The organism is Rhizobium sp. 05N430 (assembly GCF_056396985.1).
This window is the reverse complement of sequence record NZ_JBFTMO010000004.1, coordinates 147094-161097: the sequence shown is the minus strand read 5'-3', so window position 1 is coordinate 161097 and position 14004 is coordinate 147094. Positions and strand designations below refer to the sequence as shown.

General features: G+C 60.8%; 14 protein-coding genes. 13 read left to right on the top strand and 1 reads right to left on the bottom strand.

Annotated elements, in window-relative coordinates:
• Position 1 precedes the first annotated feature (1 nt).
• From AC1DJO_RS11230 to AC1DJO_RS11220, 3 genes are read left to right on the top strand one after another with little or no spacing between them, the layout of a single operon-like run.
• On the top strand, positions 2–295 hold the full coding sequence (locus tag AC1DJO_RS11230; RefSeq protein WP_477970508.1) for a YciI-like protein: 294 nt from the start codon (positions 2–4) through the stop codon (positions 293–295).
• Position 296: 1 nt separating this feature from the next.
• Positions 297–728 (top strand): EVE domain-containing protein, encoded by a 432-nt coding sequence (locus tag AC1DJO_RS11225; RefSeq protein WP_112385787.1) that lies wholly within the window; start codon positions 297–299, stop codon positions 726–728.
• 6 nt (positions 729–734) lie between these two features.
• A complete protein-coding gene (locus tag AC1DJO_RS11220) occupies positions 735–1382 on the top strand; it encodes a class I SAM-dependent methyltransferase (RefSeq protein ID WP_477970836.1) in 648 nt (215 codons plus the stop codon).
• Here the strand turns inward: AC1DJO_RS11220 and AC1DJO_RS11215 are convergent.
• Entirely contained in the window at positions 1372–1815 is a 444-nt protein-coding gene (locus AC1DJO_RS11215) for a hypothetical protein (protein ID WP_477970504.1), read from the bottom strand. The two genes, AC1DJO_RS11220 and AC1DJO_RS11215, sit on opposite strands and share 11 nt — an antisense overlap.
• A gap of 316 nt (positions 1816–2131) precedes the next feature.
• Between AC1DJO_RS11215 and sdhC the strand changes: the two genes are divergently transcribed.
• From sdhC to AC1DJO_RS11165, 10 genes are all read left to right on the top strand, one after another.
• Positions 2132–2524: a succinate dehydrogenase, cytochrome b556 subunit gene (gene sdhC / locus AC1DJO_RS11210; RefSeq protein ID WP_112517952.1), complete on the top strand. Its 393-nt coding sequence runs from the start codon at positions 2132–2134 to the stop codon at positions 2522–2524.
• An 11-nt stretch (positions 2525–2535) separates the two neighbouring features.
• A complete protein-coding gene (gene sdhD / locus AC1DJO_RS11205; RefSeq protein WP_477970502.1) occupies positions 2536–2916 on the top strand; it encodes a succinate dehydrogenase, hydrophobic membrane anchor protein in 381 nt (126 codons plus the stop codon).
• A 7-nt stretch (positions 2917–2923) separates the two neighbouring features.
• Positions 2924–4765: a succinate dehydrogenase flavoprotein subunit gene (gene sdhA, locus AC1DJO_RS11200; RefSeq protein WP_477970500.1), complete on the top strand. Its 1842-nt coding sequence runs from the start codon at positions 2924–2926 to the stop codon at positions 4763–4765.
• A 12-nt stretch (positions 4766–4777) separates the two neighbouring features.
• The gene (locus tag AC1DJO_RS11195) at positions 4778–5557 is read left to right on the top strand and encodes a succinate dehydrogenase iron-sulfur subunit (protein ID WP_477970498.1); all 780 of its coding nucleotides are present in this window, start codon (positions 4778–4780) and stop codon (positions 5555–5557) included.
• 274 nt (positions 5558–5831) lie between these two features.
• Positions 5832–6341: a protease inhibitor Inh/omp19 family protein gene (locus tag AC1DJO_RS11190; protein ID WP_112385780.1), complete on the top strand. Its 510-nt coding sequence runs from the start codon at positions 5832–5834 to the stop codon at positions 6339–6341.
• A 48-nt stretch (positions 6342–6389) separates the two neighbouring features.
• Positions 6390–7553 carry a cell division protein ZapE gene (gene zapE, locus AC1DJO_RS11185; RefSeq protein ID WP_477970496.1) on the top strand — a complete coding sequence of 388 codons (1164 nt, stop codon included), beginning with the start codon at positions 6390–6392 and terminating at the stop codon, positions 7551–7553.
• Between the two features lie 176 nt (positions 7554–7729).
• Complete coding sequence (gene mdh, locus AC1DJO_RS11180; RefSeq protein WP_112385778.1) at positions 7730–8692, top strand: malate dehydrogenase; 963 nt, start codon at positions 7730–7732, stop codon at positions 8690–8692.
• Between the two features lie 40 nt (positions 8693–8732).
• Entirely contained in the window at positions 8733–9926 is a 1194-nt protein-coding gene (sucC, locus tag AC1DJO_RS11175) for an ADP-forming succinate--CoA ligase subunit beta (protein WP_477970494.1), read from the top strand.
• Positions 9927–9941: 15 nt separating this feature from the next.
• On the top strand, positions 9942–10844 hold the full coding sequence (gene sucD / locus AC1DJO_RS11170; protein ID WP_112385776.1) for a succinate--CoA ligase subunit alpha: 903 nt from the start codon (positions 9942–9944) through the stop codon (positions 10842–10844).
• Positions 10845–11010: 166 nt separating this feature from the next.
• Entirely contained in the window at positions 11011–13995 is a 2985-nt protein-coding gene (locus AC1DJO_RS11165) for a 2-oxoglutarate dehydrogenase E1 component (protein ID WP_112444581.1), read from the top strand.
• Positions 13996–14004 lie beyond the last annotated feature (9 nt).

Here is a 14004-nt window from a genome sequence, read left to right as displayed (position 1 = left end):
CATGCTTTTCGCCCTTCTCTGCAAGGACAAGCCAGGCCATCTGAACGTGCGCATGGAAACGCGTCCTGTTCATGTCGAGTATCTCAACAAGCTGAATTCTGAAGGCAAGCTGGCGATTGCCGGTCCATTCCTCGATGCTGATGGCAAGCCGAACGGCAGCCTGGTCATCGTCAAGGCCGACAGCCTGGAAGCCGCCAAGGCGCTTGGCGAAGCAGACCCTTATGCCAAGGCTGGCCTTTTCGAGAGCGTCGAGGTGAAGCCCTATAACTGGGTCTTTAACAATCCGGAGGCTTGAGATGGCGCACTGGCTTTACAAGTCCGAGCCGGCTGCCTGGTCCTGGGAGCAGCAGAAGGCTGCCGGGGAGAAGGGAACGGAGTGGACGGGTGTCCGCAACTACCTCGCCCGAAACAACATGCGGGCCATGCAGATCGGCGACAAGGGCTTCTTCTACCATTCCAATGATGGGCTGGAGATCGTCGGGATCGTCGAGGTCTGCGCCCTCTCGCATCCGGATTCGTCGGCGAAGGGCGATCCCAAATGGGATTGCGTCGATATCCGCGCCGTCATGGACGTTCCGAAGCCGGTGACGCTGAAGGATGTAAAGGCAAGCGAGAAGTTGTCGAAGATGTCGCTGGTGACCTCCATGCGCCTTTCTGTGCAGCCGGTGACCGACGAAGAGTGGCTCGAAGTCTGCCGCATGGGCGGGCTCGACAATCCGCCGCGCTGATTGCCTTTGAAGACCGATCCCGAACTCTTTGTCCGCGCCAATACCAGCCTCATGGCGCCGCCGCATGTGCCGGAAATCCGGCTGCATCTGGCGAGCGAGGCCCATGAGCTGTGGCTGAAGACGGAAGAGGAGCTTGCGGAGATCGGTCTGCCGCCGCCGTTCTGGGCCTTCGCCTGGGCCGGCGGGCAGGGGCTGGCGCGCTATGTTCTCGACCATCCTGATACGGTCAGTGGCGCGCAGGTGCTTGATTTCGCAACCGGCTCGGGCCTCGTCGCGATCGCCGCGAAGATGGTGGGAGCAGCTGGCGTCACCGCCGCTGATATCGATCCCTGGGCCCGGACTGCCGTGCGGCTCAACGCGGCGGCAAACCAGGTTGAGATCGGCTTCGAAGGCTCGGACCTTGTTGGCTCCGACGTCGCTGCGAATATCGTGCTCGCAGGCGACGTGTTTTACGATCGCGGATTTGCCGATGCGCTGCTGCCGTGGTTCGAGCGGCTGGCGAAAGATGGCAAGACGGTGCTGGTCGGCGATCCCGGCCGTGCCTACCTGCCGAAAGACCGGCTGGAATTCTGCGCCGTCTACGAAGTGCCGGTCACCCGGGCGCTTGAGGATAGCGAGGTCAAGAAGACGACCGTCTGGCGCTTCAAGGCCTGATCACGCAGACATTTGCCTCGTATTCGCAAGGGTCATCTTGGATCGCGACATCGATCACTTTGGCTTTCGGCGCCAGGGTGGCGGTTCTGGGTGCAGCATAGATCGTATAGCCGCTGGCGCCGATATAGGTCCCGCCATCGACGTCATAGGCATAAGAACCAGCATAGGTGCCGTTATAGGCCGGACCGTTGTTCACCGGTGCGGCGGCGTTGCTGCCCTGAATGGTGTAGCCGTTGTAGACAGGCGAGAACTGTCGCAGTCTGACATAGCGCTGATGGCCGTCACGGCGGTCGCGATCGCCATGCCATTGATAGCCGCTGGTCCAATGGACCATACCGCGACCGTGATGCGGAAAGCGTTCGCCGGCGGCGGCAGGCAGCGCCATCAAGGCGCCGAGCATGAGCGGAATGGCTTTCGAAAAACGCGTGACCATCGGCTGTCTTCCTCGCAAAATGCGATCGTTAACAAATCGTTAACGGCAGCTTGCGTCAAAACTTCCCGTATGTCCACTTGAGCGATGAAAAATCAGGATAAAATCTGAGTACCGGAAGCCAGTTTTGCTTTGCAGCAACTTCCCGGTAACGCGAATCGATTAAATTAAAAGCGGACGGCGATTGTGCTTGTCGTCCGGGGCTTCGGTGATTAAACGTCGCCATTGATGCAACGCACACAGACAATTTTGTCATTCCTGTGGTTGCCTTGAAATGCTCCGTATTCCGGAAGCGCAGAGAAGACGCCGCGAGGTTCTGATGGCGAATGTGACAAATAACCGGCCCCTGTCGCCGCATTTGCAAATTTACAAACCAATCCCCACCATGATCATGTCGATCGTCCACCGCATTACCGGTGGCGCTCTCTATGTTGGCACGCTGCTGATCGCCTGGTGGCTGATCGCGGCTGCGACGGGACAGTCGAATTACGACTGGGCCAACTGGGTGCTCGGCAGCATCATCGGTAAGCTCGTGCTGCTCGGTTACACCTGGGCGCTGATCCATCACATGCTCGGCGGTTTCCGCCACTTCATGTGGGATCTCGGCCATGGTTTCGGGAAGGAATTCTCGACCAAGCTCGCCATCGCCAATCTGATCGGATCGCTCTGTCTGACCGTGCTGGTCTGGGTGATCGGCTTCGTCATTCGTTAAAGGTCGCTCTCATGGATATGCGTACCCCGCTCGGTAAGGTTCGCGGCCTCGGCTCCGCCAAGGAAGGCACCGATCATTTCTGGCGCCAGCGCCTCACCGCGGTCGCCAACGTGCCGCTGTTTCTGTTCTTCATCATCTTCATGCTGGTTCATGCCGGACAGCCCTATGCGGAGGTGGTTCACGCGCTGTCGAACCCGTTCGTTGCCGTCATCATGGGTCTGATGATCATCTCGGGCGTCATTCACATGAAGCTCGGCATGCAGGTCATCATCGAGGATTATGTTCACACCGAATGGCTGAAGATCATCAGCCTGATGCTGAACACCTTCTTCTCGATCCTGATCGCCGGCCTCTGTCTTTTCGCCATTCTGAAAATTGCATTCGTAGGATAACCGTATCATGGCACCCTCTTCACCCGCTCAGAATGGGAAGGCCTACAAGTACGTCGATCACTCTTATGATGTGATCGTCGTCGGCGCCGGCGGCGCCGGTCTTCGCGCCACGCTCGGCATGGCCGAACAAGGTTTCCGCACGGCCTGCATCACCAAAGTATTCCCGACCCGCTCGCACACGGTCGCGGCGCAGGGCGGCATTGCCGCCTCGCTGCAGAACATGACGCCTGATAGCTGGCAGTGGCACCTCTACGACACCGTCAAGGGCTCCGACTGGCTCGGCGACGTCGACGCCATGCAGTATCTGACCATGGAAGCGCCGAAGGCGGTCTATGAGCTCGAGCATTACGGCGTGCCGTTCTCGCGCAACGAGGAAGGCAAGATCTACCAGCGCCCGTTCGGCGGGCACATGCAGAATTTCGGCGAGGGACCGCCGGTACAGCGCACCTGCGCCGTTGCCGACCGTACCGGCCACGCCATCCTGCACACGCTCTATGGCCAGTCGCTGCGCAATAACGCCGAATTCTTCATCGAGTATTTCGCGCTCGACCTGATCATGTCCGAGGATGGCAGCCGTTGCACCGGCGTCGTTGCCTGGAACCTCGATGACGGCACGATCCATCGCTTCGCCGCCAAAATGGTGGTGCTGGCGACCGGCGGCTACGGCCGCGCCTATTTCTCGGCGACATCGGCTCATACCTGCACCGGCGACGGTGGCGGCATGGTGGCCCGCGCGGGCCTGCCGCTGCAGGACATGGAATTCGTCCAGTTCCACCCGACCGGCATCTACGGCTCCGGCTGTCTGATCACCGAAGGCGCACGCGGCGAAGGCGGTTACCTCGTGAATTCCGAGGGCGAACGCTTCATGGAACGCTACGCCCCTTCGGCGAAGGACCTTGCCTCGCGTGACGTCGTCTCGCGCTGCATGACGCTGGAAATCCGCGAAGGCCGCGGCGTCGGCAAGGCCAAGGACCATATCTTCCTGCATCTCGACCATCTGGATCCGGCGGTTCTGCACGAGCGTCTGCCGGGCATTTCCGAGAGCGCCAAGATCTTTGCCGGTGTCGATGTGACCCGCGAGCCGATCCCGGTTCTGCCGACGGTTCACTACAATATGGGCGGCATTCCGACCAACTATTGGGGCGAAGTGCTGAATGCCGATTCAAGCAATCCGGAACGTGTCATCCCCGGCCTGATGGCCGTCGGTGAAGCCGGATGCGCCTCGGTGCACGGCGCCAACCGTCTCGGTTCCAACTCGCTGATCGACCTCGTGGTCTTCGGCCGTGCCGCAGCGATCCGCGCCGGCGAGGTCATCGACCGCGCATCGCCGGTTCCGCATCTGAACGTTGCTGCCTGCGACAAGATCATGGATCGCTTCGACACGCTGCGGCACGCCAGCGGCGGCACGCCGACGGCCGTTCTGCGCGAGAAGATGCAGCGCGCCATGCAGGAAGATGCGGCCGTGTTCCGTACGCAGGAATCGCTGGAATCCGGCTGCCGCCGTATTTCGGCGATCTGGGGCGAGATGAAGGACATCAAGGTCACCGACCGCTCGATGATATGGAACTCCGACCTCGTCGAAACACTGGAGCTGCAGAATCTGATGGCAAACGCCATCACGACGATCTACGGCGCCGAAGCCCGCAAGGAGAGCCGCGGCTCGCATGCGCGCGAAGATTACACCGAAGGCGCATTCGCCGGCCGCGACGACGTCAACTGGCGCAAGCACACGCTTGCCTGGGTCAATGACGCAGGCGACGTCAAGCTCGACTACCGCCCGGTTCACACCGAGCTGATTGCAGAGGGCATCGATCCCAAGAAGATCGCGCCCAAGGCTCGTGTGTACTAAGAGGAACCGGACATGGTAGAACTCGCTCTCCCCAAGAATTCCCAGATGCGCGAAGGCAAGGTTTGGCCGAAGCCTGCCGGTGCCAAGAATACCCGCGAATTCCGCGTCTATCGCTGGATCCCGGATGATGGCCAGACGCCGTCGATCGATACGTTCTATATCGATATCGACGATTGCGGCCCGATGGTTCTCGACGGTCTGCTCTACATCAAGAACAAGATCGACCCGACGCTGACGCTGCGCCGCTCCTGCCGCGAAGGCATCTGCGGTTCCTGCGCCATGAATATCGACGGCACCAATACGCTGGCCTGCACCAAGGGTCTCGACGATATCAAGGGCACGGTGAAGATCTATCCGCTGCCGCATATGCCTGTGGTTAAGGATCTGGTTCCCGACCTCTCCAACTTCTACGCCCAGCATCGCTCGATCGAGCCCTGGCTGAAGACGGTGTCGCCGACGCCGGCCAAGGAGTGGAAACAGAGCCACGAGGACCGCCAGAAGCTCGACGGTCTCTACGAGTGCATTCTCTGCGCCTGCTGCTCGACCTCCTGTCCGAGCTACTGGTGGAACGGCGACCGTTATCTCGGTCCGGCTGTTCTGCTGCAGGCCTATCGCTGGCTGATCGACTCCAGAGATGAAGCGACGGGCGAGCGCCTCGATAACCTCGAGGACCCCTTCCGCCTCTACCGCTGCCACACGATCATGAATTGCGCGCAGACGTGCCCGAAGGGTCTGAACCCCGCCAAGGCAATCGCCGAGATCAAGAAGATGATGGTGGAGCGCCGGGTCTGATCGGCATCGTTTTTCGAACGGCGCCTTCGGGCGCCGTTTCACTCTCCAGGCAAGGCCGGAAAGTGCTTGAGAATTTGCGCTGATCACCGTGCTGACAAATTCTCCCTTCAGAAGTGCGGCCGCACGGCTTGAATTGCCTTCGTTCCGGCACAGATGCTGTCACGGGCAATTTACGGGTGTGCTCACTTGATTAACCAAAGTGAAATACGTTAATTCGAAAATTAGTCTGATGACTACTTTTGATGCGGCAAGGCGGATATTCGGGAGCCTCAAGATGCAGTTGCGATATGCGATGACGGGTGTGGCGGTTGTTCTGTCACTCGCTGGCTGCCAGCGTACGGCCTATGACAATGCGAGCTACAGCAGCCAGCCGGCACCGCTGACTGCGCAGCCTGTACCGTCGGTGCAGGGCGGACAGCTGCCTCCTCCGGGCGGCGCTTCGCAGTTTCCGGCAGCGCCGAGCGCGGCCCCTGCAGCTCCGGCAGCACCGGGCGCCATGGCCGCAAACGCTCTTGATGTCACCAAGGAATCGATGGTCGGCAGCTGGCGCGTCAACGGCGGCTGCGACATGTTCCTGACGCTGACCAATCTCGGCAGCGGTTCGCGTGGCGGCACGCGCGGTTGCACGGGCGAGCTGACGGCGATGGGCTCCTGGGAAGTGTCCGGCAAGCAGGTTTTGCTCAAGGACCGCAGCGGCAACCAGATCGGCAGCGTCTACAAGACGGCTGACAACAGCTTTTCCGGCCAGACCAATGGCGGCCAGCCTATCACTCTCAGCCGGTAATCGCGCCGGCGGTGCGTCCGCCGGTCACGCATAGGCGGATCAGCCCTCATGCAGCCAATGCCAGACTACACCCTGAGCGTCAGCGAACAGTTGAAGTCGCTGACGGCCTCGGGTTCTCTTCAGATCGATACAGCGCAGATGGATGTTGCCAGAAGCCTCGACAGGGTTCTGTCGCAGCTGAAGCAACGCCGTCCGGCCGCCAAATCGAGCGCTCTCGGCTGGCTGTTCGCCTCCAAGAAGAAGTCCGAGCCCGGGATCAAGGGGCTTTACATCCACGGCAGCGTCGGCCGCGGCAAGACGATGCTGATGGACATGTTCTTCGGCATGGCGCCCTGCAAGAAGAAGCGGCGGGCGCATTTTCACGAGTTCATGGCGGATGTGCACAATCGCATCGCCGCGCATCGCCAGAAGCTCAAGGACGGCGAGACCAAACAGGCCGATCCGATGCCGCCGGTGGCGGCTTCGCTCTATGAGGAAGCGGAACTCCTCTGCTTCGACGAGTTCACCGTCACCGATATCGCCGACGCGATGATCCTGTCGCGGCTGTTTTCGGAGCTTTTCGCCAAGGGCTGCGTGCTGATCGCAACCTCGAATGTCGAGCCGGACAATCTTTACAGGGATGGCCTCAATCGCGGACTTTTCCTGCCCTTCGTCGAGCTTCTGAAGAAGAATGTCGATGTCGTCACACTCGACTCGCCGACCGATTACCGGATGGAAAAGCTGAACAGCCAGCCGGTCTACCTGACGCCGATCGATGCGCGCACCGATATGGCCATGGATGCGTCGTGGACGCAGATGCTGCATGGGCGCAAGGCGCAGCCGGTGGAGATCCCGATGAAGGGGCGCTCTATCCATGTGCCGCTCGCCGTCGACCGGATGGCGCGCTTCAGCTTTGCCGATCTCTGCGACAAGCCGCTCGGCGCTGCGGACTTTCTGGCGATTGCAGGCCGTTTCGATACCGTTTTTGTCGATCGCATTCCGCTTCTGACGGCGGACAAGCGAAATCAGGCCAAACGCTTCATCATTCTCGTCGATACCCTATATGACCATGGCGTGCGCCTGCATGCCTCGGCGGCGGCCATGCCGGAACAGTTGCTCGCCGAGCGGCGCGGCACCGAGGGCTTCGAGTTCGATCGTACCGCGTCGCGTCTCTTCGAGATGCGCAGCGCCGAATATCTTGCGCTGCATCATCAAAAGACCGCCGCCGAGTAACAATTTGGTGACAAATTTATTTACGTTTACGTAAGAATTTTGGCATCTAAACGATTGAAAATGCTACACCAAAAATAACACATTGCCATTTTTTGGCTTTAGGTCTATGCGATTGCGGCATTGGACGACGCCGCGGCGCGCCGCCCGACCGATTATATTCGCAAAGGAAAAGCGAAATGGCGCGTAATAAGATCGCACTCATTGGTTCTGGCATGATTGGTGGCACGCTGGCGCATCTCGCCGGTCTCAAGGAACTCGGCGATATCGTTCTGTTCGACATTGCCGACGGTATCCCGCAGGGCAAGGGCCTCGATATTTCCCAGTCTTCCCCGGTCGAAGGCTTCGACGTCAATCTGACCGGTGCCAGCGATTACTCCGCCATCGAAGGTGCTGATGTCTGCATCGTCACCGCAGGCGTTGCCCGCAAGCCGGGCATGAGCCGCGACGATCTTCTCGGCATCAACCTGAAGGTCATGGAGCAGGTCGGCGCCGGCATCAAGAAGTATGCCCCGAACGCCTTCGTCATCTGCATCACCAACCCGCTCGACGCGATGGTCTGGGCCCTGCAGAAGTTCTCCGGCCTCCCGGCCAACAAGGTCGTCGGCATGGCCGGCGTTCTGGACTCGTCGCGTTTCCGTCTGTTCCTCTCCAAGGAATTCAACGTTTCCGTTCAGGACGTCACAGCCTTCGTTCTCGGCGGCCATGGCGACACGATGGTGCCGCTCGCCCGCTACTCGACCGTCGGCGGCATTCCGCTGACCGACCTGGTCACCATGGGTTGGGTCACCAAGGAACGCCTCGAAGAAATCATCCAGCGCACCCGTGACGGCGGCGCCGAAATCGTCGGCCTGCTGAAGACCGGCTCGGCTTACTACGCTCCGGCCGCCTCGGCGATCGAAATGGCTGAATCCTACCTCAAGGACAAGAAGCGCGTTCTGCCTTGCGCAGCACAGCTGACCGGCCAGTACGGCGTCAAGGACATGTATGTCGGCGTTCCCACGGTCATCGGTGCCGGTGGCGTCGAGCGCGTCATCGAGATCGATCTCAACAAGGCCGAAAAGGAAGCCTTCGACAAGTCGGTTGCCGCTGTCGCCGGTCTTTGCGAAGCCTGCATCAACATTGCGCCTGCGCTGAAGTAATTCTCGCGCACCCCCACGCAATTCAAACAGGAATAGATCCATGAATATTCATGAATACCAGGCCAAGGCTCTCTTGAAGGGCTATGGCGCGCCGGTCGCAAGCGGCGTGCCGATCCTCAAGGTCGAGGAAGCCGAGGCGGCTGCAAAGTCGCTTCCGGGCCCGCTCTACGTCGTCAAGAGCCAGATCCATGCTGGCGGCCGCGGCAAGGGCAAGTTCAAGGAACTCGGCCCCGACGCCAAGGGCGGTGTCCGCCTTGCCAAGTCGATCGACGAAGTCGTCGCTCACGCCAAGGAAATGCTCGGCAACACGCTGGTAACGGCGCAGACGGGCGAAGCCGGCAAGCAGGTCAACCGTCTCTACATCGAAGACGGCGCTGACATTGCCCGCGAACTCTACTGCTCGCTGCTCGTTGATCGCTCGGTCGGTCAGGTTGCCTTCGTCGTTTCGACCGAAGGCGGCATGGACATCGAAGCCGTTGCCCACGACACGCCTGAGAAGATCCACACGATCGCCATCGATCCGGAAGCCGGCGTCACGGCTGCCGATGTTGCCGCGATCTCCAAGGCTCTTGAGCTCGACGGCGCTGCCGCTGAAGATGCCAAGTCGCTGTTCCCGGCGCTCTACAAGGCCTTCAACGAGAAGGACATGGCTCTCCTCGAGGTCAACCCGCTGATCGTCATGAAGGACGGTCATCTGCGCGTTCTCGACGCCAAGATGTCCTTCGATGGCAACGCGCTGTTCCGCCATGACGACGTCAAGGCGCTGCGCGACGAGACCGAAGAAGACGCCAAGGAAATCGAAGCCTCCAAGTGGGACCTCGCCTACGTTGCCCTCGACGGCAATATCGGCTGCATGGTCAATGGTGCCGGCCTCGCCATGGCGACGATGGACATCATAAAGCTTTACGGCAAGGAGCCGGCAAACTTCTGCGACGTCGGCGGTGGCGCCGGCAAGGAGAAGGTCGCGGCTGCGTTCAAGATCATCACTGCCGACCCCAAGGTCGAAGGCATCCTCGTCAACATCTTCGGCGGCATCATGAAGTGCGATGTCATCGCTGAAGGCGTCGTCGCTGCCGTGCAGGAAGTCGGCCTGAAGGTTCCGCTCGTCGTTCGCCTCGAAGGCACCAATGTCGAGCTCGGCAAGAAGATCCTCAACGAATCCGGTCTCGCGATCACGGCTGCTGACGATCTTGACGATGCGGCCAAGAAGATCGTCGCGGCGATCAACGCCTAATTTGAGGACCTATACATGTCTATTCTCGTCAACAAGAATACCAAGGTTCTCGTTCAGGGCCTGACCGGCAAGACCGGCACCTTCCACACCGAACAGGCGCTTGCCTACTATGGCACGCAGATGGTCGGCGGCATTCACCCGAAGAAGGGTGGCGAAACCTGGACCGGCTCGAAGGGCGAAAGCCTGCCGATCTTCGCATCGGTTGCCGAAGCCAAGGAACGCACCGGCGCTGACGCATCGGTCATCTACGTTCCGCCAGCAGGCGCAGCAGACGCGATCATCGAGGCGATCGATGCCGAGATCCCGTTCATCACCTGCATCACCGAAGGCATCCCGGTCATGGACATGGTCCGTGTCAAGGCTCGCCTCGACAAGTCCAAGTCGCGCCTGCTCGGCCCGAACTGCCCGGGTATCCTGACGCCGGAAGAATGCAAGATCGGCATCATGCCGGGCTCGATCTTCCGCAAGGGTTCGGTCGGTATCGTTTCGCGCTCCGGCACGCTCACCTACGAAGCCGTCTTTCAGACGTCGAACGAAGGCCTCGGCCAGACGACGGCTGTCGGCATCGGCGGCGACCCGGTCAAGGGCACCGAGTTCATCGACGTGCTCGAGATGTTCCTGGCCGATCCGGCGACGACCTCGATCATCATGATCGGCGAGATCGGCGGCGCTGCTGAAGAAGATGCAGCGCAGTTCCTGATCGACGAAGCCAAGAAGGGCCGCAAGAAGCCGATGGCAGGCTTCATCGCCGGCCGTACCGCTCCGAAGGGCCGCACCATGGGCCACGCCGGTGCAGTCGTTTCCGGCGGCAAGGGCGATGCGGAATCGAAGATCGCTGCCATGGAAGCAGCCGGCATCAAGGTGTCGCCGTCCCCGGCCCGCCTCGGCAAGACGCTGGTTGAAGTCCTCAAGGGCTGAACCGACATATAGACCCGGGCGGCGGATCGCATCTGCCGCTGCCGCCCGGCTGACTTTCGAATGCAGATGTGCCGCGGACAGGCGGTAAATTGGAATGCGGCAGCCGGCGAGATGGCCGGCAAATTCATCTTAGTCAGGAGGCGGGCAGAAGCGCCCGCGTAACACCATGGCACGGCAAGAAGCCAACGAGCAGTTTCAGATCACTTCGTTTCTGGATGGCGCCAACGCTGCCTATATCGAGCAGCTCTACGCCCGTTATGAAGAAGATCCGTCGTCGGTCGACGAACAGTGGCAGGCCTTTTTCAAGGCGCTGGACGATGATCCAAGCGACGTGAAGAAGGCAGCCAAGGGTGCATCCTGGCGCAAGAAGCACTGGCCGATTCCGGCTGGTGGCGATCTCGTCTCTGCGCTCGACGGCGACTGGGGCATCGTCGAGAAGGTCATCGAGACCAAGGTCAAGGCGAAGGCCGAAGCATCGGGCAAGCCGAGCGATGGTGCCGACATCATCCAGGCGACGCGCGACTCCGTCCGCGCCATCATGATGATCCGTGCCTATCGCATGCGCGGCCATCTGCACGCCAAGCTCGATCCGCTCGGCATCGCTGCACCGGTCGAAGATTATCACGAGCTTTCGCCAGAGAATTACGGCTTTACCGCCGCCGATTACGACCGCAAGATCTTCATCGACAACGTTCTCGGCCTCGAATACGCAACGCTGCGCGAGATGATCGAGATCCTCGAGCGCACCTATTGCTCGACGCTCGGCGTCGAGTTCATGCATATCTCGAACCCGGAAGAAAAGTCCTGGATCCAGGAACGTATCGAAGGTCCGGACAAGGGTGTGGCTTTCACCCCCGAGGGCAAGAAGGCGATCCTGCAAAAGGTCATCGAAGCCGAAGGCTACGAGCAGTTCCTCGACGTCAAGTTCAAGGGCACCAAGCGTTTCGGTCTCGACGGCGGTGAATCACTGATCCCGGCACTCGAGCAGATCCTGAAGCGCGGCGGTAATCTCGGCCTCAAGGAAGCCGTGTTCGGTATGGCCCACCGCGGCCGCCTGAACGTGCTCTCCCAGGTCATGGGCAAGCCGCACCGCGCCATCTTCCACGAGTTCAAGGGCGGTTCTTACGCACCTGACGAAGTCGAAGGTTCGGGCGACGTGAAGTACCATCTCGGTGCCTCCTCCGACCGCGAATTCGACGGCAACAAGGTCCACGTTTCGCTGACGGCAAACCCGTCGCATCTCGAAATCGTCGACCCCGTCGTCATGGGCAAGGCCCGCGCCAAGCAGGATATGGGCGCCACCGTCTGGGACGGCGACACCATTCCGTTGACCGAGCGTGCCAAGGTTCTGCCGCTGCTGATCCATGGTGACGCGGCCTTCGCCGGCCAGGGCGTCATTGCCGAAATCCTCGGCCTGTCCGGTCTGCGCGGTCACCGCGTTGCCGGTACGATGCACGTCATCATCAACAACCAGATCGGCTTCACCACGAACCCGGCCTTCTCGCGTTCGTCGCCCTATCCGTCCGACGTCGCCAAGATGATCGAAGCGCCGATCCTGCACGTCAACGGTGACGATCCGGAAGCGGTTGTCTACGCAGCCAAGATCGCCATGGAATTTCGCATGAAGTTCCACAAGCCTGTCGTCCTCGACATGTTCTGCTACCGCCGCTACGGCCACAACGAAGGCGACGAGCCGTCCTTCACGCAGCCGAAGATGTACAAGGTCATCCGCGGTCACAAGACCGTGCTGCAGATCTATGCCGAGCGTCTCGTCGGCGAAGGCCTTCTGACCGAAGGCGAAGTCGAGAAGATGAAGGCCGACTGGCGCGCCCATCTCGAGCAGGAGTTCGAGGCCGGCCAGAGCTACAAGCCGAACAAGGCCGACTGGCTTGACGGTGAGTGGTCGGGCCTGCGCACGGCTGACAATGCCGACGAGCAGCGCCGCGGCAAGACCGCCGTTCCGATGAAGCAGTTGAAGGAAATCGGCCGCAAGCTGGCTGAAATTCCTGAGGGCTTCCATGCGCACCGGACGATCCAGCGCTTTATGGAAAACCGCGCCAACATGGTTCAGTCGGGTGAAAACATCGACTGGGCGATGGCCGAAGCGCTGGCTTTCGGTTCGCTGGTGACGGAAGGCCACAAGATCCGCCTCTCCGGTCAGGATTGCGAACGCGGCACCTTCTCGCAGCGTCACTCGGTTCTCTACGATCAGGAAACGGAAGAGCGCTATATCCCGCTCGCCAACCTGTCGCCGACCCAGGCCCGTTACGAAGTCATCAACTCGATGCTTTCGGAAGAGGCGGTCCTCGGCTTCGAATACGGTTACTCGCTGGCCCGTCCGAATGCGCTGACCCTGTGGGAAGCTCAGTTCGGCGACTTCGCCAACGGTGCGCAGGTCGTCTTCGACCAGTTCATCTCGTCGGGCGAACGCAAGTGGCTGCGCATGTCCGGTCTCGTCTGCCTTCTGCCGCACGGCTATGAAGGCCAGGGTCCGGAGCACTCCTCGGCTCGCCTGGAGCGCTTCCTCCAGCTCTGCGCCGAAGACAACATGCAGGTCGCCAACGTCACGACGCCGTCCAACTACTTCCACATCCTTCGCCGTCAGCTGAAGCGCGACTTCCGCAAGCCGCTCGTTCTGATGACGCCGAAGTCGCTGCTGCGCCACAAGCGCGCGGTCTCGACGCTGGCCGAAATGGCGGGTGAGTCCTCCTTCCACCGTCTCCTCTGGGACGATGCCGAGGTCATCAAGGACGGCCCGATCAAGCTGCAGAAGGATGCCAAGATCCGCCGCGTCGTGCTCTGCACCGGCAAGGTCTATTACGACCTGCTTGAAGAGCGCGAAAAGCGCGGCATCGACGACGTCTACCTGCTGCGCGTCGAACAGCTCTACCCGTTCCCGGCCAAGGCGCTCATCAACGAGCTCAGCCGCTTCCGGAACGCCGAGATGGTCTGGTGCCAGGAAGAGCCGAAGAACATGGGTGCATGGTCGTTCATCGACCCGTATCTGGAATGGGTTCTCGCCCATATCGATGCGAAGTATCAGCGCGTCCGCTACACGGGCCGCCCGGCCGCCGCTTCGCCGGCAACGGGCCTGATGTCCAAGCACCTGTCGCAGCTCGCCGCATTCCTCGAGGATGCGTTGGGCGGCTGATCCAACGAA

Excerpts from the sequence above, each read along its gene's own strand:
- AC1DJO_RS11195 (WP_477970498.1), top strand. The coding sequence starts at position 4,778 with ATGGTAGAACTCGCTCTCCCCAAGAATTCCCAGATGCGCGAAGGCAAG.
- AC1DJO_RS11165 (WP_112444581.1), top strand. The coding sequence starts at position 11,011 with ATGGCACGGCAAGAAGCCAACGAGCAGTTTCAGATCACTTCGTTTCTG.
- sdhA (WP_477970500.1), top strand. The coding sequence starts at position 2,924 with ATGGCACCCTCTTCACCCGCTCAGAATGGGAAGGCCTACAAGTACGTC.
- AC1DJO_RS11225 (WP_112385787.1), top strand. The coding sequence starts at position 297 with ATGGCGCACTGGCTTTACAAGTCCGAGCCGGCTGCCTGGTCCTGGGAG.
- zapE (WP_477970496.1), top strand. The coding sequence starts at position 6,390 with ATGCAGCCAATGCCAGACTACACCCTGAGCGTCAGCGAACAGTTGAAG.
- sucD (WP_112385776.1), top strand. The coding sequence starts at position 9,942 with ATGTCTATTCTCGTCAACAAGAATACCAAGGTTCTCGTTCAGGGCCTG.
- sdhD (WP_477970502.1), top strand. The coding sequence starts at position 2,536 with ATGGATATGCGTACCCCGCTCGGTAAGGTTCGCGGCCTCGGCTCCGCC.
- sucC (WP_477970494.1), top strand. The coding sequence starts at position 8,733 with ATGAATATTCATGAATACCAGGCCAAGGCTCTCTTGAAGGGCTATGGC.
- sdhC (WP_112517952.1), top strand. The coding sequence starts at position 2,132 with ATGGCGAATGTGACAAATAACCGGCCCCTGTCGCCGCATTTGCAAATT.
- AC1DJO_RS11230 (WP_477970508.1), top strand. The coding sequence starts at position 2 with ATGCTTTTCGCCCTTCTCTGCAAGGACAAGCCAGGCCATCTGAACGTG.
- AC1DJO_RS11215 (WP_477970504.1), bottom strand. The coding sequence starts at position 1,815 with ATGGTCACGCGTTTTTCGAAAGCCATTCCGCTCATGCTCGGCGCCTTG.
- mdh (WP_112385778.1), top strand. The coding sequence starts at position 7,730 with ATGGCGCGTAATAAGATCGCACTCATTGGTTCTGGCATGATTGGTGGC.
- AC1DJO_RS11190 (WP_112385780.1), top strand. The coding sequence starts at position 5,832 with ATGCAGTTGCGATATGCGATGACGGGTGTGGCGGTTGTTCTGTCACTC.